Source organism: Rhodococcus sp. PvR044 (assembly GCF_040548995.1).
GTDB classification, from domain to species: domain Bacteria; phylum Actinomycetota; class Actinomycetes; order Mycobacteriales; family Mycobacteriaceae; genus Rhodococcus_G; species Rhodococcus_G oryzae.
In genome coordinates, this window is sequence record NZ_JBEPSX010000006.1 from 202,035 (window position 1) to 220,311 (window position 18,277).

19 protein-coding genes are annotated in these 18,277 nt (G+C 71.4%); 10 read left to right on the forward strand and 9 right to left on the reverse strand.

The features are described 5' to 3' along the window. Together ABIC28_RS16130 and ABIC28_RS16135 are read right to left on the reverse strand one after the other, a co-directional pair. A complete protein-coding gene (locus tag ABIC28_RS16130; protein ID WP_354579773.1) occupies positions 1 to 2,601 on the reverse strand; it encodes a helix-turn-helix transcriptional regulator in 2,601 nt (866 codons plus the stop codon). A 56-nt stretch (positions 2,602 to 2,657) separates the two neighbouring features. Continuing rightward, positions 2,658 to 3,197 (reverse strand): hypothetical protein, encoded by a 540-nt coding sequence (locus ABIC28_RS16135; protein ID WP_097210075.1) that lies wholly within the window; start codon positions 3,195 to 3,197, stop codon positions 2,658 to 2,660. A 184-nt stretch (positions 3,198 to 3,381) separates the two neighbouring features. On the opposite strand from ABIC28_RS16135, the gene ABIC28_RS16140 reads away from it, so the two are divergent. Beyond that, entirely contained in the window at positions 3,382 to 4,062 is a 681-nt protein-coding gene (locus ABIC28_RS16140; protein ID WP_245221142.1) for a hypothetical protein, read from the forward strand. Here the strand turns inward: ABIC28_RS16140 and ABIC28_RS16145 are convergent. Further along, complete coding sequence (locus ABIC28_RS16145) at positions 4,059 to 5,069, reverse strand: glutamate ABC transporter substrate-binding protein (protein WP_354579776.1); 1,011 nt, start codon at positions 5,067 to 5,069, stop codon at positions 4,059 to 4,061. The genes ABIC28_RS16140 and ABIC28_RS16145 overlap by 4 nt on opposite strands. A gap of 123 nt (positions 5,070 to 5,192) precedes the next feature. Between ABIC28_RS16145 and ABIC28_RS16150 the strand changes: the two genes are divergently transcribed. Continuing rightward, the gene (locus tag ABIC28_RS16150; protein ID WP_097210072.1) at positions 5,193 to 5,972 is read left to right on the forward strand and encodes a site-2 protease family protein; all 780 of its coding nucleotides are present in this window, start codon (positions 5,193 to 5,195) and stop codon (positions 5,970 to 5,972) included. Between the two features lie 51 nt (positions 5,973 to 6,023). Here the strand turns inward: ABIC28_RS16150 and ABIC28_RS16155 are convergent, their stop codons facing one another. Then, complete coding sequence (locus ABIC28_RS16155; RefSeq protein WP_354579778.1) at positions 6,024 to 6,539, reverse strand: winged helix-turn-helix transcriptional regulator; 516 nt, start codon at positions 6,537 to 6,539, stop codon at positions 6,024 to 6,026. A gap of 56 nt (positions 6,540 to 6,595) precedes the next feature. Between ABIC28_RS16155 and ABIC28_RS16160 the strand changes: the two genes are divergently transcribed. The 4 genes from ABIC28_RS16160 to ABIC28_RS16175 are packed head-to-tail and all read left to right on the forward strand — an operon-like array spanning position 6,596 to position 10,876. Beyond that, the gene (locus tag ABIC28_RS16160; protein ID WP_097210070.1) at positions 6,596 to 8,026 is read left to right on the forward strand and encodes a DHA2 family efflux MFS transporter permease subunit; all 1,431 of its coding nucleotides are present in this window, start codon (positions 6,596 to 6,598) and stop codon (positions 8,024 to 8,026) included. Continuing rightward, the gene (locus tag ABIC28_RS16165; RefSeq protein WP_354579781.1) at positions 8,023 to 8,787 is read left to right on the forward strand and encodes a thioesterase family protein; all 765 of its coding nucleotides are present in this window, start codon (positions 8,023 to 8,025) and stop codon (positions 8,785 to 8,787) included. The genes ABIC28_RS16160 and ABIC28_RS16165 overlap by 4 nt, the downstream gene beginning before the upstream one ends. Beyond that, the gene (locus tag ABIC28_RS16170) at positions 8,784 to 9,956 is read left to right on the forward strand and encodes a thiolase family protein (protein ID WP_209928484.1); all 1,173 of its coding nucleotides are present in this window, start codon (positions 8,784 to 8,786) and stop codon (positions 9,954 to 9,956) included. Before ABIC28_RS16165 ends, ABIC28_RS16170 begins: the two co-directional genes overlap by 4 nt. Next, positions 9,953 to 10,876: an alpha/beta hydrolase family protein gene (locus ABIC28_RS16175; protein WP_209928482.1), complete on the forward strand. Its 924-nt coding sequence runs from the start codon at positions 9,953 to 9,955 to the stop codon at positions 10,874 to 10,876. The genes ABIC28_RS16170 and ABIC28_RS16175 overlap by 4 nt, the downstream gene beginning before the upstream one ends. Before the next feature lie 61 nt (positions 10,877 to 10,937). On the opposite strand, the gene acpM is transcribed toward ABIC28_RS16175, so the two are convergent. The 3 genes from acpM to ABIC28_RS16190 all read right to left on the reverse strand — a co-directional run bounded on the left by acpM (position 10,938) and on the right by ABIC28_RS16190 (position 12,846). Continuing rightward, complete coding sequence (gene acpM, locus ABIC28_RS16180; protein ID WP_097210067.1) at positions 10,938 to 11,243, reverse strand: meromycolate extension acyl carrier protein AcpM; 306 nt, start codon at positions 11,241 to 11,243, stop codon at positions 10,938 to 10,940. Positions 11,244 to 11,300: 57 nt separating this feature from the next. Next, entirely contained in the window at positions 11,301 to 12,107 is an 807-nt protein-coding gene (locus ABIC28_RS16185) for a helix-turn-helix domain-containing protein (RefSeq protein ID WP_143548371.1), read from the reverse strand. A gap of 67 nt (positions 12,108 to 12,174) precedes the next feature. After that, entirely contained in the window at positions 12,175 to 12,846 is a 672-nt protein-coding gene (locus tag ABIC28_RS16190; RefSeq protein WP_269588469.1) for a winged helix-turn-helix transcriptional regulator, read from the reverse strand. Positions 12,847 to 13,000: 154 nt separating this feature from the next. Between ABIC28_RS16190 and ABIC28_RS16195 the strand changes: the two genes are divergently transcribed. Continuing rightward, positions 13,001 to 13,822 carry a class I SAM-dependent methyltransferase gene (locus tag ABIC28_RS16195; RefSeq protein WP_269588468.1) on the forward strand — a complete coding sequence of 274 codons (822 nt, stop codon included), beginning with the start codon at positions 13,001 to 13,003 and terminating at the stop codon, positions 13,820 to 13,822. A 70-nt stretch (positions 13,823 to 13,892) separates the two neighbouring features. On the opposite strand, the gene ABIC28_RS16200 is transcribed toward ABIC28_RS16195, so the two are convergent. Next, positions 13,893 to 14,804 (reverse strand): aminotransferase class IV, encoded by a 912-nt coding sequence (locus ABIC28_RS16200; RefSeq protein ID WP_097210063.1) that lies wholly within the window; start codon positions 14,802 to 14,804, stop codon positions 13,893 to 13,895. Between the two features lie 97 nt (positions 14,805 to 14,901). On the opposite strand from ABIC28_RS16200, the gene ABIC28_RS16205 reads away from it, so the two are divergent. Next, on the forward strand, positions 14,902 to 15,864 hold the full coding sequence (locus ABIC28_RS16205; protein WP_097210062.1) for a DUF389 domain-containing protein: 963 nt from the start codon (positions 14,902 to 14,904) through the stop codon (positions 15,862 to 15,864). Between the two features lie 4 nt (positions 15,865 to 15,868). Here ABIC28_RS16205 and ABIC28_RS16210 read toward each other — a convergent pair whose 3' ends face one another. Beyond that, positions 15,869 to 16,825 carry a helix-turn-helix transcriptional regulator gene (locus ABIC28_RS16210; RefSeq protein ID WP_354579786.1) on the reverse strand — a complete coding sequence of 319 codons (957 nt, stop codon included), beginning with the start codon at positions 16,823 to 16,825 and terminating at the stop codon, positions 15,869 to 15,871. A gap of 64 nt (positions 16,826 to 16,889) precedes the next feature. Here ABIC28_RS16210 and ABIC28_RS16215 point away from each other — a divergent pair, with 64 nt between their 5' ends. Together ABIC28_RS16215 and ABIC28_RS16220 are read left to right on the forward strand one after the other, a co-directional pair. Then, positions 16,890 to 17,354, forward strand: a complete 465-nt coding sequence (locus ABIC28_RS16215; protein ID WP_354579788.1) for a pyridoxamine 5'-phosphate oxidase family protein — start codon at positions 16,890 to 16,892, stop codon at positions 17,352 to 17,354. After that, positions 17,351 to 18,274: an SDR family oxidoreductase gene (locus ABIC28_RS16220; protein ID WP_354579790.1), complete on the forward strand. Its 924-nt coding sequence runs from the start codon at positions 17,351 to 17,353 to the stop codon at positions 18,272 to 18,274. The genes ABIC28_RS16215 and ABIC28_RS16220 overlap by 4 nt, the downstream gene beginning before the upstream one ends. The last annotated feature ends 3 nt before the right edge of the window (positions 18,275 to 18,277 follow it).

Sequence of the window (18,277 nt, forward strand, 5' to 3'; positions counted from 1 at the left end):
CTACTTGCTTCCCACCCGGACGGCGTCCGCCAGCGCGGCTCGGTCCGCCACGTTGAGCTTGGTACACGAGCGGTAGATGTGACCCTCGACCGTGCGGACGGAGACCACGAGGCGATCCGCGATGTCCTTGTTGGACAGGCCGAGCGCCACCATCGACGCGACCTCCCGCTCCCGCTCGGTCAGCGGCAGCGGCTTCGCGACCACCGCGAGTGCGGGCGTCGTGGCCCCGCAGAGGTCGGCGAGCCGCTTGGCGTTGGCGGTCGAGGCGAGTTCGGCGCGGCGGTTCCCTGCGCTCGCGTGTGCCGCCGCCGCCTGCGCCGCCGCGTCCGCGGCCGAGAGCAGGGCGCCCGCCTCCTCCACCTTCCCGGCGATGGTGTCCAGCGCCGCCCCGTCGCCGTCCGCCAACGCCCTCGCGTGGGCGGCGGCGGCCCTGATCAGGGCGCTGGGGACCCGCTCGGCGAGCTCCGCCAGGCGCGGTGCGGTGGTGGCATCCCCGAACCGGGTGGCCAGGTACAGGCACACCGCCTCCTGCGCGAGCAGTTCCGACCCGGCCGCGGCGTCGGCGCCTGCCCGGGCATGGGCGATCGCGCGCCGGGTGTCCGACTCGCTGGCCGCGACCCATGCCCTGGTCAGCTCCAGGTCGGACCGGAACACCTCGGTGTTCGCGCCGAACAGGCGCTCGGCGCGCACCAACTCCTCGCGGGCGTCCGCGGCCCGGCCGAGCGCGGCGAGGGACTGGCACAGGAACGCCGCGGACAGGAAGGCCCACGAATAACCGGTTCCCTCGAGAACCGCTGCCGCCTGGCGGAATTCGGTCTCCGCCGCGGCCAATGAGCCCTTGACGAACAGCACCCGGCCCAGCAGCACGCCACCGAGCGAGCGGCCCGGCTGCTGCATCTCAGCGAAGTCGACATAGTGCCGCGCGAGCTCCTCCGCCGCGGTCAGCTCGCCAGACATCGTCTGCGTGTACACCTGGCCGAGCCCGATGGTGAAGCGCAGCAACCCGGTCTCGGACTCCGCCGCCGCCGCCAGCCCGCGCTCGGCGAACGAGGGGACCTCGTCGAACCGGCCGAGGTACGCGGTGGCCAGGGCCCCGCTCGCGCCCGCCCATGCCTTCGCGAGCGGCAGTGCGACGGGCGAGTCGATCACCCCGTAGATGCTCGCCGTCGCCGCCGCGGGTTGCGCTGCGTACACGGCGAACATCGCCTCGAGCGCATCCAGCAGGTTCACCGCCGCCGGATGGGTGAGCCTGGCACGCACCGAGGCCATCACCGAGGCGGCCTCGTCGGGTCTTCCGAGCATCCAGAACAGGTTCGCCGAGCGGGGCAGGCACCACAGCAGCAGGTCGAACTCGCCGAGCGAGCTGGTGTCGATCGGGCCGAGCACGGCCTCGGCCTCGGTGCCGCGGCCCTGCCAGGCCAGCGAATGGGCGAGCGGAAGGGCCGCCGCGAACCCGGCGCCCATCGCCATCGCCCCGCGCGCGAGCCGCTCACCGAGGACCAGTTCACCGAGCGTGAGCGCGTCCCTGGCCGCGGAGATCAGCAGCTCGGCCTCCGGGGGCGAGTCGCTGTCCAGCGCGAGGGCGGCCAACCTGATCCGGTCGCTCACGTGTGCAGGCGGATGATCCGCGATCTGACGCGCCATCTCACCGCGCAGCCGGCGCGCGGCGAGGATGCCGGTGCCTGCGCGCACCACCTCGCCGTACAGCGGGTGCGCGAGCTTCACCGTCAGCCCGGAGTCGTCGCGGCGGCGCACCCGCACCAGGCCCGCGTTCTCCGCCGCCTCGACCGTCTCGGGGGCACTGAGCTTCGAGAGCACCTCGAGCGAGAGGGGCTCCTGAAACGCCAGCAGTTCCAGCACGTGCCGGAGCTCGGGGTCCAGGTGATCGATCCGCGACTCGATCAGCGTGCTCAGGTGTGGGCTGATCACGGTCTCGCCGCGGAGCTGCCACACCCCGGCGACCTCGCGCAGCGTGCCCGCCTCCAGCGCGCCCTCGACGACGTGCCGCAGGAACAGCGGATTGCCCTCCGACATCACGAAGATCCGGTTCGCGCTCGATTCCTCGAGCGGCCCGCCGAGCACCGTCTCGACCAGCGAGACCGCCTCCGCCCGTGTGAACGGGGGCAGCTCCACGCGGGTGAGCAGGTTGTCCTTCCACAGGGCGGTGATCGCGTCCGGCACCGGCTCTCCCGTTCGGACGGTGACCACGAGGGGTGCGATCCGGTTGACGGCGAGCTGGTGCACGAACGTGGCGGACAGCCGGTCGAGCAGGTGTGCGTCGTCGACACCGATCACGATGTCGGCGCTGTCGGCGACGAGATGCTCACGGGCCGCGCGCAACACCGAGGCCGCGTCCATCGGGCTCGACACGCCGACGAGGTGGGCAAACGCCCCGAGCGGAACGGCGCGCGCCGACTCCGTGCCCGCGGCCCAACGGCGTTCGCCTGCGAAGGCACCGACTGCCGCCCTGGCCAGGGTGGTCTTGCCGACCCCGGCGTCCCCGGTGAGCACGGCGCCCCACGGGCCCCGCCGACTGCGCAACGTGGACACCACGGTGCGGAGCTCGTCGTCCCGATTCACCGTGGGCCACGCGAAGACCATTGCGAAATTCTAAGCTCTGGCGCCGGAAACCCCGTTACTCAGCGATGAGAGTGCCGTTACTCCGCTATGAGAACGAACCCGGGCCGATGCGAAGTGCCCCCGTCGTCATCCGCGCCGTCGATCGCGGCGACGATCACCCCGACTCCGGTCCGCACCAGCGCCGAGCGGCCTGCCGGCTCCGGTGGGTTCTCGGCCGTGAACTGATCGAGCGGGTGCGTTCCGCCCTCGAGGGTGGCCATGTTGAACCAGGTCACGGTGAGCGTCTCGTCCCACGATTCGGGGCCGGAACCAGGCGGGAGGTCCACCGTGAACCGCAGGGTGTCGGCCCGCGCGACGAGCCGGTCGGTCCTGGCCTTGCCGGTTCGCAGGCCGCGCGGCTGGACCTGGAAGCGCCGGGAGTTCAGTCCGGACGGCGTGCACATCTGCCCGATCCCGAGGTCGAGCAGGTGCCGGGCCGCCTCGAGGTCCGCCGCGCGTCCGGCACCGCCCTCACCGCGCAGCTCGGCAGCCGCCGCGACGAGGCCTGACCTGCAGAACCGGATGGTTCGGGCAAGGGTGTCGGGGTGGTCGCGGGTCGTCGGCATCGTGATCTGCATGGGGATCTCCGGTCGGTTGGTCGGCTGACTTCGACGCTATTGCCGTGATGAGCCGATGACACGAGTAGTGGGGTACTCGTTATGTCCGCGTGCCCGGTTTGGTCGACCGAATGACACCTTCGTATCGTCTGGTTGTACGAATGTGACCTCCGGTCGACCGCCGACCCGAACCGGGAGCAGAACCTTGACCTGTCTCGTGCTCGCCTGCGGTGACGCGCCCATTCCGCCCCGGCTGGCGGAGCTCGCCACGGTCACCGCGCCCGCCGTCCCCACCAAGCCGGACTTCGACGAGCTGCTCCCCCGGCTGGACGAGCTGGGCGAGCGCTCCCCGTCCGCGCCCCGACTCATCGTCGTGGGCGAGGACGCCGCCCTGGCCGCGGCGCTGACCCGGCTGATGCGGAGCGAGCGGCTCTCCGTCGAGCTGGCCTATGTCACCGCGACGAGAACCGCGGCCACCCGGCTGTACCGGCTCCCCACCGGCTCCCCCGCCGCCGACCTGGCCGTGCTGGGGCAGGCCGCGCCGCTGCCACTGGTCCGGGACGATTCGGGCACCGCGCTGGTCGGGCTCGCCTCCATCACCGGACCGGAGGGCGGCGAGCTCGTCGGCGAGACCTACGCGGACTCGACCCGACTGTTCTCCGGAACCGTCCGGTCGGTGCGGGTCGCACCGACCCTGGAGGCTCCCGGCGTCCGGGCCACCGTCGGCCGCGGCTGGGGATTCCTCGGCCCGAGGTGGACCAGCGCGCGCGCCGTACAGACGGGCTCGACGGCCGCGGTCGTCACCCGCGACGGCGTCACGACGCCGCGCTCGCTGAAGCGGTGCAGCTTCTATCGGCATCCGCAGGACTGGTTGCTCGTCCGCTAGTCGCGGTAGCGCGGTTCGGGCGGCGCTGGCGCGGGCCCGAGCACGGACAGCCAGTGGTCGTACAGCTTCGTCCAGGTCCCGTCCGAACGCATCCGCTCGAGCGTCCCGTTGACGAAGCGGACCAGTTCCTCGTCCGCGATGTTGACCCCGACTCCGTACGGCTCGGGTTCCAGGCTGCCCCCGACGATCTCTAGGTACGGGTCCTGTGCCGCGAGACCGGCCAGCTCGGTGTCATCCGCGGTGGCCGCGTCCACCTGCCGTTGTTGCAGTGCGACAAGACAATCCGCCCAGGTTTCGGTGGCGAGGACGGTGGCGGCGGGCTGGATCCGCTGCAGGTTGGCCAGCGAGGTGGTGTTGGGGACGGTGCACACCCGCTTACCCGCGAGGTCCGCGACGCCGCCGATTCCCGACCCCTCGGTCACCAGGATCCGTTGCGCGGCGTTCAGGTAGACGGTCGAGAAGGCGATCCGCTCGGCGCGGTCACAGGTGATCGTCATGGCGTTCACGATGAGGTCCACCGAACCGTCCCGCAGCGCGGGCTCGCGATCGACGGTGTCGCGGACCTGGAACTCGACCTTCGACGGGTCCCCGAAGATGTCGCGGGCGATCTCGCGCGCGACATCGACGTCGAATCCGGCGATCTGACCCGAATCGGGATCACGGTAGCTGAACAGGTTCGTGGACTGGTCGACCGCGACGATGAGCCTGCCGCGTTCGACGATGCGGGCCAGCGGGCCGCCCGGCGGCATCGCCCCCGGCGGCATCGGCGGGCCGGGACGCAGGCTGGCGGTCGCGTCGCAGCTCGTCGGTGCAGGCGCGGCTGAGGGCTCGCCGCTGACCGGTGCGAGGACCTGCGCGCCGCCCGGCAGCGGCGGACCGAACGTGGGGGTTGCCGTCGCGGGCCCTTCGGGGGAACCGGAGGAGCAGCCCGTTGCCGCCAGGAGCACACCCACCGCGAGCACCAGGGCGACGAGGTGCGGCGGGTGTCCCGTTCCTCGTCCCGACATCACACCCCCAGCTGGGCAATGGTCGACGTTCGTACCCGCCATCTTTCCGCTCGGCGGCCCCGAGCGGAAGGAATCCGGCCACACCTCGCCGGCCGCGAGGCGGATGCGGGTGATACTGGGCGCATGACCTTTCCCGGTGCCCCCACTCGGAGGGTCGCGATCCGCCCGAGCCCGGTCTTCTACGGCGTGCTCGCGCTTGCCGTGCTCGGCGGCGTGCTGTCCTGGAACGCCGCGCCCCGCTCGACGCTCGCGCACTTCGGCGTCTTCCTGCTGGTCATCGCGGGTTGGGTGGTGACGGTGTGCCTGCACGAGTTCGGCCACGCCTACACCGCGTGGCGGCACGGCGACGACGAGGTGGAGGCCCGCGGGTACCTCACGCTGAACCCGCTCAAGTACAGCCACCCGCTGCTCTCGATCGGGCTGCCGGTGCTGTTCATCGCTCTCGGCGGCATCGGGCTGCCCGGCGGCGCCGTCTATCTGCGCACCGCGGGCCTGCCTGCCCGGGTGCAGCGGCAGATCTCACTGGCCGGTCCTGCGGTCAATGCTGCCGCGGCGGTGGTGCTGCTGGTGGTCATCCGGTTTTTCGGCCTCGGCAGCGACCACAAGGTCTTCTGGTACGGCCTGAGCTTTCTGGCGTTTCTGCAGGTGATGGCGACGGTGTTGAACCTGCTCCCGATCCCGGGGCTGGACGGGTACGGGGCGCTGGAGCCGTCGCTGTCCCCGCAGACCCGCCGCTCCCTTGACCAGTACAAGGGCCTGGGCATCCTGTTCCTGGTGGCGTTCCTGTTCGTGCCGTCGGTCAACCGGGTGTTCTTCGACGCCATCTACGGGCTGTTCGGCCTGTCCGGGGTGCCTTCGATCTGGGCCGAGTACGGCAACTATCTGATGCGCTTCTGGCTGTAGGCGGCTCCGCCGCCCGTGCGCGGTTTGCGAGTGCAGGAACTCGTCGAGCACTCACGGGCGCCGACGGCGCTCTTCGACATGGCGGCGATACTGCTCGCCGGGGCGGATCCGCAGCCCCTCGAGCGGCATCGCGCGTCCCGACTCGCCGCGCACCTCCACCCGTACCGGCTCACCGGTGTCGTTCTCGACCAGGTCCAGCGGCGCGCCCTTGCCGTCCTGCAGGTACTTGTCGCCCCACTGCATCAGCGCCAGCACCGCGGGCAGCAGATCGCGCCCCATCTCGGTGAGCAGGTACTCGTGCCGGGTGCGCTGCCCGGGCTCGCGGTAGGGGCTGCGCTCGAGCAGCCCGGCCTCTGCGAGCTCGCGCAGCCGCGCCGACGCGACCGCCTCGGTGATCCCGACGCGGGCCGCGAAGTCGTCGAATCGCGTTGTGCCGTAGTAGGCCTCTCGCATGATGAGGATCGCCGACCGGGTGCCGATGACCTCCATCGCCTTGCCGATCGAGCATCGCGTGGCCCGCCAGGCGTCCCGGTCGGCCAGCACACCCTCCAGGTGAATCGCTCCCATGGCGTCATCGTACCCCTGGCTTGCGTAATCCATAGTCAGCTCGTAGCGTGCTGACTATGGAACTCCATAGTCAGCTATCGCGGCCGGTCCGCTCCGGACCTGTCCTCCTCGCGCTCTGCGGCGCGAGCTTCCTGGCAGGCCTCGACCTGTTCGTCGTCAACGTGGCGTTCGACGAGATCGGCGCCGACTTCACGGGCCACTCCCTCGCGGACCTGAGCTGGATCCTCAACGGCTACGCGATCCTCTACGCCGCGCTGCTGATCCCGCTCGGACGCTGGGCGGACAAGGTGGGCAGGCGCCGCGGATTCCTGCTCGGGCTCGGGCTGTTCGTCGCGGCGAGTGCGGCCTGCGCGCTGGCCCCGAACCTGTGGTCGCTCATCGGTTTCCGCGCCGCCCAGGCCATCGGTGCCGCGCTGCTCACCCCGGCCAGCCTCGCCCTGATCCTCACCGTCCTGCCCGCCGAGCGCCGCTCCGCGTCCGTCCGCATCTGGGCCACCGCAGGCGCCATCGCCGCCGCGGCAGGCCCCGTGATCGGCGGCGTCCTGGTCGCCGCATCCTGGCGCTGGGTGTTCCTGATCAACGTCCCGATCGGGATCGCGTTCCTCGTGCTCGCGGCCCGCTCCATCCCCGAGTCCCGCGACCGCGACGCCGACCATCCCGACGTCCTCGCCGCCGCCCTGCTCACCGTGGCGGTCGGGGCGCTCGCTCTCGCGCTGGTCGAGGGGCCCGACTGGGGCTGGTCGAGCGTGGGGGTCCTCGGCGCGCTCGGGGTCTCCCTCGTGTCGGGTGCGGCGTTCTGGATCCGGAACGGCCGCGGCGGCGCACCGATTCTCGACCCCGCCATGCTCCGGGTGCGCAGCTTCGCGTGGTCCAACGCCGCGATGCTGCTCTTCAGCGCCGGGTTCGCCGCCGCGCTGCTGGCGACCATCCTCTGGATGCAGACGGTCTGGGGCTACTCGGCGACGCGCACCGGCATGGCGATCGCGCCGGGCCCGCTGATGGTGCCGGTGTTCGCGATCGTCGCACAGCGGCTCGCCTCCCGGGTCGACGCGGGCCGGATCGCCGCCCTCGGCTGCCTGCTCTGGGGCGGCGGCGCGGTGCTCATGGCGGCGTCCGTCGGACCGGAACCGGCCTACGCGACGCAGATCCTGCCCGGCTGGCTGATCGCGGGCGTCGGTGTCGGCCTGGCGCTGCCGACCATCCTGGCCACCGCCACCGCGGGCCTGCCGCAGGATCGCGCGGCCACCGGCAGCGCCGTGGTCTCCATGCACCGGCAGATCGGCGCGGTCATCGGCATCAGCGCCCTCGTCGCCATCCTGGGCACACCCATCGGATTCGAGTCCACCCGAACGGCTTTCACGCATTCCTGGTGGGCCGTCGCGGCGGTCTCGGCGCTCGCGGCCGCCGCCGCGCTCGGCATCACCGCCCGCACCTCGCCCCCGGAGCGCTCCGCCCCCGCCACCGAGCCCGCGGAGGTATTGCGATGACCACCACCACCACCACCGCGTTCCCGACGAGCTTCGACGAGTCCTGGCGGGGGTTCGGCGGCATCCACGGCGGCCTGGTCGTCGCCGCGCTGCTCCGCGGCGCCGCCCGCGCCCTCGACGCCACCCCGGTCGCGGTCACCGCCCACCTGTACGCCCCGGTCGCCGCGGGACCGTTCACCGTCGACGCGGAGGTGGTCATGGGTGGACGCTCGGCGGGCGTCCGGGCGCGCCTCGGCGACGCCGCGACAGCGGTCGTTCGGCTGGCCCGGTCCCCCGGCACCACCGTGGCCTGGCCACCCGGTCCCGTGTCGCCGCCCGACGTGGACCCGGAAACACTTCCCCCGCTGGAGATCCCGGTCGACTTCGTGCCGTTCTCGCAGTACCTCGACATCCGGCCGATCAACTCGGCGCGGCCGTTCGCGGGCGGCGAGACACCGGAGTTCGACGTCTGGATCCGCCTGACCGCCGACATCGACCTCACCCCACAGGAGACCGCGGCGGTGCTGCTCGACGCCCTGCCGCCCGGGCTGTATGCCACCCGCACCGCGCCCGTCCCGATCCCCACCATCGAGTTCAGCGCCCACTTCCCACCCGGAACGCCACCCTCGCGCTGGTACCGGCTGCGGCACCGCACCGCGTGGGCGACCGACGACCTGTGCGTGGACGAGGCCGAACTCCACACCGAGACAGGTGAACTCGCCGGACAAGCACGCCAGCTCCGCCGAATCCTCGGCGGCGCCACCACGAAGGAGCAGTCATGAGAGACGCCGTCATCGCCGCCGCCGTCCGCACCCCGATCGGCAAGGGCAAGCCGGGGGGCGCCCTGCACGGGATCCACCCGGTGGACCTGCTCGCGCACAGCCTGACCGCGCTCGTCGATCGCACCGGGATCGACCCGGCGCTCGTCGACGACGTGATCGGCGGCTGCGTCACCCAGGTCGACCAGCAGGCCGCCAACATCACCCGTACGGCGCTGCTGGCCGCGGGTTTCCCCGAATCGGTGCCCGGCACCACCGTCGACCGGCAGTGCGGCAGCAGCCAGCAGGCCGTCCACTTCGCCGCGCAGGGCGTCATCTCCGGCGCCTACGACGTGGTGATCGCCTGCGGCGTGGAGTCGATGAGCCGCATCCCCATGGGGTCGAATATCCGCGCGGGCGCCGATCCACGTGGCACCCGGTTCGCCGAGCGCTATCCGGACGGGCTTGTGCCCCAGGGCATCAGCGCCGAACTGATCGCCGCGCGCTGGGGCATCTCGCGGGCCGAGATGGACGAGTTCGCGCTCCGGAGCCATGCGAAGGCGCACCGCGCCACCGTCGGCGGCGCCTTCGCCAAGGAACTCGCCACACTGCCCGAACTCGGCACCGACGAGGCCATCCGCCCCGGCGGCACGCCGGAGTCGCTGGCGGCGCTGCGTCCGGCATTCGCGGACGAGGCGATGGCGACGCGGTTCCCGCAGATCGACTGGGGAGTCACGGCGGGCAACTCGAGCCCGCTCAGCGACGGCAGCGCAGCGGTGCTCATCACCACCAGCGAGACCGCGGCCCGGCTCGGGCTCACCCCGCTGGCGCGGTTGCACAGCTTCGCGGTCGCGGGCGACGACCCGCTGTACATGCTCACCGCGATCATCCCGGCCACCGAGAGGGTGCTGCGGCGGGCCGGGCTCGCGCTGGCGGACATCGACCTGTTCGAGGTGAACGAGGCCTTCGCCTCGGTGGTGCTGGCCTGGGCACAGGAGACCGGCGCCGACCTCGACCGGGTCAACGTGCACGGCGGCGCGCTCGCCCTCGGTCACCCGCTCGGCGCCAGCGGCGCACGGCTGCTCACCACCCTTGTGGGCGCGCTGGAACAACGTGGCGCCCGCTTCGGTCTGCAGACCATGTGCGAGGCTGGCGGCATGGCGAATGCGACGGTGATCGAGCGGCTGGCGTGACATCAACCGAGGTCACGACCCGTCCCGTCACCTTCGGGTGCCGGGACGGCGTCGTGCTGGGCGGGAACCTGTTCGATCCCGCGGTCGCGGCTACGGACGCGCCGATGGTGATCGTCAATTGCGCCACCGGGGTGCTGGCCCGCTACTACCACCGGTACGCGCGGTTCCTGGCCGAGCTGGGCTCGCCGGTGCTCACCTACGACTACCGCGGCATCGGCGAGTCCCGGCCGCCCGGCACGCTGCGCGGCGCCGCGATCCCGTGGCGAGCGTGGGGCGAGCAGGATTTCGACGCGGCGGTCGAGTTCGCGCGGACGCAGGAACCGGACCGTCCGCTGGCCGTGGTCGGGCACAGCATCGGCGGGTTCCTGCCGGGGTTCGCCGCCGGTGCGGTGCACGTGGACCGGATGCTCACCGTCGGCGCCCAGTACGCGTACTGGCGCGACTACGCCCGCCGGAGCCGGGTGGGCCTGCTCGCGAGGTGGCACCTGGCGATGCCGGTGCTCACCGCCGCCTACGGGTACTTCCCCGGCCGCAGGCTCGGCTGGCTCGAGGACCTGCCCGCGGGTGTGGCCCACGAGTGGGCCTTCCGCCGGGCCGCGATGGAGTCCAGCTACCCGCGCGGCGAGCGGGCCGAGGTGCGGCGCCGGTTCGCGGCCGTGCGGGCACCGATCCTGGCGGTGGCCACCACGGACGACGAGTTCGGCACCCCCGCCGCCCTCGAACGGACGCTCGGGTACTACCGGGGCAGCGACCGCGCCCGGGTGGAACTGGACCCGACACTGTTGGGCCACGAGGAGATCGGCCACTTCGGGCTCTTCCACGATCGGCACCGGGACGGGTTCTGGCGTGGCACCGCCGAGTGGCTGCACCGCGGGGTGAACCCGTGGCCGGCGGCCACCGAACGCCGGGCCGAGGCCTGAGTACCCATCGGCGGGAAGGATCCGCCCCGGTTTCCGGGGCGGATCCTTCCCGGGTCGCCGATCAGGGGCGGTCGGTCTCGGATTCGATCTTCGCCCGGATCGCTTCCGCGGCTTCCGAATCCTGGGCCGCCAGCTTCTGGATGTAGTCGACCGCATCGCCGACGGTCCGCAGACCGGCAAGGTCCTCGTCGGGGATCTTCACGCCGTACTTGTCCTCGGTCTGGACCGCGATCTCCACCATGGAGAGCGAGTCGATATCGAGATCGTCGACGAAGGACTTCTCGATCGTCACCTCGGACGGCTCGATTCCGGTGACCTCCTCGATGATCTCGGCGATTCCCGAGACGAGTTCTTCCTGTGTTGCCACTTCCTGGCTCCCTTTCTCACGTGGACCGCTTCGATCGAGCGGTTGATTTCGGGTGGATCAGCGTCGACGGGAATCGGTCACGGGCACACCGTTTCCGGGCCGCGCCTGGTAACGCGGCGTCGTTCCCGGCCGTCGCCGCCGCTCGAGTTCCGGATAGGAGGGATCAAAGATCTCGTAGGTCTCTTCGATCGCCGCGGTGAGCAGCTTCCACACCTGATGTGCGGTCGGGCGCCGACCGGGCCAGCCGTTTCCGAAGAGGTCATCGCCGTCCCTGAGCCCGATCTCACCGAGCGGGAGCGACGTGTGGCTGCCCGCGCATCGCCCGTCCTCCAGGCCCGGGCAGCGCTCGATCAGGTAGCGGCCTCGCCGATCCCAACCGTCCTCGGTCGTCTCGTCGGGCCTGCCCTTCCAGCGTTCCTGTGAGTACACGAGGATCCGCTGGCCGGTTGTCACCTGCAGGTACTCGCGAGCGGCGGTGTCGGCGAGACCGGCCGAGCGGAGGAGTTCGACGTCGATACCGTGGCGGGCCATCCGTTCGTGGCTGACGAGCTGGTCGTCCTCGATGATGAAGTGCTGCCCGGACATGCCCGCGACGTCGACCCACACCCCGAACCTGAGCACCTCGACCTGACCGGCCGCCGACTCGTCGTCGACCTCGGGACCGATCGCCATCGCCCGGATCGACGATTTGCTGACGTCCAGTTCCGCCGCGATCCTGCGGTCGCTCAACCCCTCGGCACGCATGACGGCGATCGCCTCGGCGATCACACTCCGGTACGTCGCATCGGCGATCTCCGCCCGTTCCCGGGCGAGCCGGGCGGCCTCGACGGAGACGCCCACCCGGAACGAATGATGATCTTGCACGGCAGCAGCATGGCACGCAGGCGTCCAAGTGTCCAGCCAATTGGACACTTGGCCATAGCGTCGGACACTACGGCCTGACGGTCGCGGCCAGGTTCATCTGCCCCAGCCACGCGGGCACCTCCCGCGCAACCGAGCTCGGCCCGGAGATGGTGACCCGCCCGGACGTCAACGCCTGCTCCCAGGACCGGTCCCCGCGCCAGACCTCGATCAGGGTGCGCAGGCCGGTGGCGACGGTGACGGTCACCTCGAAGCCAGGGTCGTAGTCGCAGACGTCGGCCTCGTCGCCGGTCACGCAGAGCCACCACCGCCCGGCACGGGCGGCGACGTCGTCGAACTCGAAGGCCACCACGGTGCGACCGCGCGGCCACCGGTCGATCGGCACCGTGCGGCGGATGTCCCACATCAGCAGGTGCGGGTCCAGGTCCTCCTCGCCGAGTTCGCCGATCCAGCGCACGCCCCACGCCCCGAGGGCCTCGACCACGCCGCCGAGCTCCTCACCGCAGGGCGTGAGCGCATAGCTGCTCCGGCCGTCCTCGACGGTCCGGCGGACCACCCCGGCCCGCTCCAGCGTCCGCAGGCGCTTGGACAGCAGCGCGGGCGACATCTTGGGGTTACCCCGCCGCAGGTCGTTGAAGCGGGTGCTGCCGGCCAACAGCTCGCGCACCACGAGCATGGTCCAGCGCTCGTCGAGCAGCTCCATGGCCTTCGCCACCGGGCAGAACTGGCCGTATTCCGACACGGCTTCCTCCTCGGTTTGCCCCCTGACCAGTACACGCCTGGCCCGGCCAGGACGCCAGTACAGATCGTGAACCGCCGGTGGTTCACATCTGGGACTAGAGCTCCCGCCGGGATGGGCCGACGCTGGAAACACCACCACATCCGAGGAGGACTTCATGAGCACACACACCACCGCCGCCCCCGACATCAAGGCCAAGCACCGGGCCATGTGGGCGCTGGGCGACTACCCGTCGGTCGCCGCCGACGTGATCGCGGCCCTCGGCCCGAGCCTGGTCGAGGCCTGCGGCATCAGGGCGGGCGACCGGGTCCTCGACGTCGCGGCCGGTTCCGGCAACGCCTCGATCCCCGCCGCCCGACTCGGCGCCGCCGTCGTCGCCTCGGACCTGACCCCCGAGCTGCTCGAGTCGGGCCGTCGGCAGGCCGAGTCGCTCGGCCTGACGCTGGACTGGCGCGAGGCCGACGCGGAGGCACTGCCGTTCACCGACGACGAGTTCGACGCCGTGATCTCGTGTGTCGGAGTGATGTTCGCACCCCACCACCAGCCGAGCGCCGACGAGCTCGTCCGCGTCCTGCGCCCTGGCGGCACGCTCGGGCTGATCAACTGGACGCCCGAGGGATTCATCGGCCAGATGTTCGCGACCATGAAGCCCTACGCTCCCCCGCCGCCCGCAGGCGCGCAGCCGCCGCCGCTGTGGGGCAGCGAGGAGCACGTGCGCACCCTCCTCGGCGACCGCGTGACAGAGGTCGTGGCGCGCCGCGAGCGGCTGACCGTCGACTGCTTTGACACCGCCGAGCAGTTCCGCGACTTCTTCAAGGCCTGCTACGGCCCGACGATCGCGGTGTACCGGGCGATCGCCGACGACCCCGAGCGCGTCGAGGCCCTGGACCGCGAGCTCGCCGAGCTGGGCCGACGCTTCGACCGCGGCGACGGCACCATGGAATGGGAGTACCTGCTGCTCACCGCCGTCAAGAAGTGAGCGGCTCCGCCGCCCGTGCGCGGTTGACGAGTCCACACACTCGTCAACCGCGCACGGGCGCCGCAGGCGCCTAGAGTTCCGTGACCCAGCCGTGCAGCTCATCGGTGCGCATGGCCGCCGCGTGCCGCTTGCGCAGGGCCTGACCGATCGGTCCCGCGGTGCCGTCGCCGACCACCCGGCCGTCCACCTCGAACACCGGGGCGACGCCCGCGGAGGTGCCGGTGACGAACACCTCGTCCGCGATGTACAGCTCGGTGAGGTCGACGGTGCGCTCGACGACGGGGATGCCGTCCTCGGCCGCGAGAGTGAGCAGGGTCCGACGGTTGATGCCGTCGAGGATGTCGCAGGACACGTCCGGCGTGATCAGGGTGCCGCCGCGGACCAGGAAGATGTTGGCTGCGCTGAGCTCGCAGACGTGGCCGTTCCCATCGAGGAAGATCGCGTCGTCGTAGCCGGCGTCGATGGCGTCCTGCTTGGCCAGCACCGAGTTCACGTACGCCCCGTTGACCTTGGCGCGGGAGGGGATGGCGTCGTCCGGGATCCGGCGCCAGGTGCTGGTCTTGAGCCGCATGCCGTCCTGCGGGACGATCGGCACCGCGTCGTAGACGAACATGCTGACGGTGGTGTGGCAGCCGCGCACCCGGGTGCCGGCGATCGACTCGTCGACGTGCACGGTGGCCCGGACGAACACGTCCTCGGTCGGCGCGTTCGCGGCGACGAGTTCGGTTGCCACCGAGACGAATCGGTCGTAGTCCCACTCGTCGGCGAACCGATCCATCCCGATGATCTTGCAGGACTCGACCATTCGCTGGAAATGGTCACGCAGCCGAAATGCGCTACGCCGGGACCCGTCGACCTGCACCGGGAACACCGTGTACACGCTGAGCCCGTACAGCACAGCCGAGGTGGCGACGCCGAGCGTCGCCTCCGCGACGTCGACGATCCGGTCACCGAAGTACACGCGGGGATGTGGGGTAGCCATGGCACGCCATGCTATCGACCAGGTCGGTACCCCGGAAACCGAATTTCGTGCCGGCCACCTCCCGCGACTTCCGCCCGACTCCCGGCAGACTGTCGGGATGCTCCATTTGCGGATCCTGGCGCCGAGCGACCTGACCGACGAGGCCCTCAGGATCCTCGACGCGGAACCGGCCGTCAGCGGCCTCGCGGTGATGCGCGGCGCCTCGCTGCGCCCGGAGGGCGACGTGGTGTACGCCGACATCGCCAGGGAGGCGGCCAACGACGTGATCGACGAGTTGCGGGCCACCGGGTTGCACCACCGCGGCAGCATCGAGATCGAACCGGTCAACGCGTGGCTCTCCCGCAGCGGATTCGACGCCGAACTGCGCACCCCGGGCAGCAGCGCGGACTCCGTGGTGTGGGCGGAGGTCGCGCAGCGCTCCTACGAGGAGACCGAACTCAACTGGACCTACCTGAGCTTCATGTCCCTGGCGACCCTGCTGGCGGCGATCGCGATCATCACCGACTCACAGATCCTGGTGATCGGGGCGATGGTGCTGGGGCCCGAGTTCGGGGCGATCGCCGCACTCGGGGTCGCGCTGGTGCGGCGCCGGTGGGTGCTGCTCGCGCTCGCGGTCCGCACCCTCGTCGTCGGGTTCGTGGTCGCGATCGCGGTCACGGCGATCCTCGCGGTGGTCGGCAGGGGGCTGGGCTGGGTGACGATCGACGACGTCACCGGTCCGCGGCCCGACACCGCGTTCATCTACAGCCCGGACAAGTGGTCGTTCATCGTGGCGGTGATCGCGGCGGCCGCAGGCGTGCTGTCGCTGACCTCGGCGAAGTCGGCCGGACTGGCCGGCGTGTTCATCTCCGTGACGACGGTGCCCGCCGCGGGAAACGTGGGACTGGCCCTGGCATTCGGCGCCGGTCACGAGATCTGGGGCAGCAGCCTGCAGCTGCTGCTGAACCTGTCCGGCATGGCGATGGCCGGATGGGCGACGCTGACGATTCAACAGGCACTGTGGTCGCGGGTGTCGGTGCGCAGGGCCCGTGCGCTCGACCGGGTCCGCCGGATGCTCTGAGACCTCAGCCGTTCCGTCGGGCCATCTCCGCACCGATCGCGCGCAGGCCCGCGCGCAGCGAAGCCGGCTCCAGCACCTCCACGCCCGCGCCGAGCGCCGTCAGCTGGTGCACCGCAACCTCTTCCGACTCGAGCAGCAGTCCCGCCTCGACCCAGCCGTCTGCGTCCGCCGGGCCCGGGGTCACCCGGGCGGCCTCCGGCCCGATAACGGCGGGCAGCGACCGCCACGCCGCGGGCGCGAGCCGCACCCGGCACGGGTACCGCAGCAGCGACCGGTCGAACTCGGCGGCCGATCGCGCCCACCAGGCCGCCAGGTCGAAGTCGTCCGGTCGTCGGGCGTCCCCGTCGAGGACCACCGCGGCCTCGACCCGCGAGACCCGGAAGGACAGCGCCGCGCCGCGATGCGCGGCGACGAGGTACCAGATGCCCGCCTTCGCCACCAGCCCCAGCGGGTCGAGGGTGCGGGTCACCTCCCGGCCGCCCCTGCGATAGCCGATCCGCACCCGACGGCCGTCGAGCACGGCCCGCGCCACCGTCGCCAGGTGTGGGGCGTTCGCCGCCCGCCCGAACCAGCCGGGGGCGTCCACGTGCAGGCGGCTGCGCCAGAGCTCGGCACCCGCACGCAGCGGAAGCGGCATCGCACCAAGGAGTTTGGCCTCCGCGGCGGCCGTCTGCTCCCCCAGACCCAGGTCCGCAGCCAGACCGGGGACTCCGAGCAGCATGAGCGCGGAGGTCTCGACGCCGGTCATCCCGCTGAGCTTGGACTGCCAGCCGTCGAGGAGCCGGATGCCGCCGCCCGGCCCGCTCTCCGTCCACAGCGGGACGCCCGCGGCCTGCAGTGCCGCGACGTCGCGGTACACGGTGCGCACGGACACCTCCAGCTGCTCGGCCAGCCGCTCGGCGGTGCTACCCGGGCCGCCCTGCAGCCGCAGCATGAGGTCGAGCAACCGACGGGAGCGCACCGGCGAAGCCTATCCCGTAATCACTGACAGAAGATGTCAGTGATTACGGTGCACACTGACCGTCATGACAACCTGGCAGCAGTTCTCCGACGAAGCACCAGCCTTGTCCGAATCCATCGCCGCGCGGCTGCGCGTACACAAGCATCACGTCCTCGCGACGCTGCGGGCCGACGGATCCCCGCGGGTCAGCGGCACCGAGGTGGAGATCTTCCGCAGACTACTGGTTCTCGGGTCGATGCCGGGCGCGATGAAGGTGCGGGACCTGCACCGCGACCCGCGCTTCTCGCTGCACTCCAATCCGGGCCACCACACCATGGAGGGCGGCGACGCGAAGATCTCCGGTCGCGCCCGCGAGCTGTTCGGAGACGAGAAGCAGGCAATCCTCGAGAGCTACGACCAGAACCCCGGCGACGAGGCGCAGATCTTCGAACTCGGCGTCGAGGAGGCGGTCCTGACGACGGTCTCGGAGGACCGGCTGCACGTCGACCTGTGGCGGCCCGGCGCGGGCGTCACGAGGCGCAGCCGGTGAGCGGGCCGGATCTGACCGGAAAGGTGGCGCTGGTCGCGGGTGCCACCCGCGGCGCGGGCCGCGCCATCGCGGTCGAGCTGGCCCGCGCAGGCGCGACCGTCTACGCGACCGGGCGCAGCAGCCGCGAGGCCGGTCGGTCGGAGATCGACCGACCGGAGACCATCGAGGAGACGGGCGATCTCATCGCGGCGACCGGCGGTGACGGTGTCGCGCTGCGGGTCGACCACCTCGACCCGGACCAGGTACGCGCGCTGATCGCCCGCATCGACACCGAGCACGGTCGGCTCGACGTCCTGGTCAACGACATCTTCGGCGGGGACAGATACGCGCAATTCGGCACCAAACTCTGGGAGCACGACCTGGAGGGCGGCCTGCGCATGCTGCGGATGGGCATCGACACCCACGCGATCACCAGCCATGTCGCGTTGCCCCTGCTGATCCGCCGACCCGGCGGCATGGTCGTCGAGATGACCGACGGCACAGCGGAATACAACGTCGCCTACCGGCACCAGGTGGGCTTCTACTACGACCTGATCAAGGCCGCGGTGCAGCGGATGACCACCGCGCAGGCCCACGAACTGGCCCCGCTGGGCGGCGCGGCGGTCGCCGTCACCCCTGGCTGGCTCCGGTCGGAGACGATGCTGGAGATCTTCGGCGTCGCCGAGGACAACTGGCGCGACGCGCTCGACCGGGAACCGCATTTCGCCATCTCCGAGTCGCCGACCTTCGTGGGCCGGGCGGTCGCCGCGCTGGCCGCCGACCCGGATGTCATGGGGTTCAGCGGAACCGTGGTCTCGAGCGGGCAGCTGGCCGAACGGTACGGCTTCACCGACGTGGACGGCTCGCGGCCGGACTGCTGGCGCTATCTCGTCGAGGTGGCTGACAGGGACCTGCCCGCCAACACCGAGGGCTACCGCTAGCCG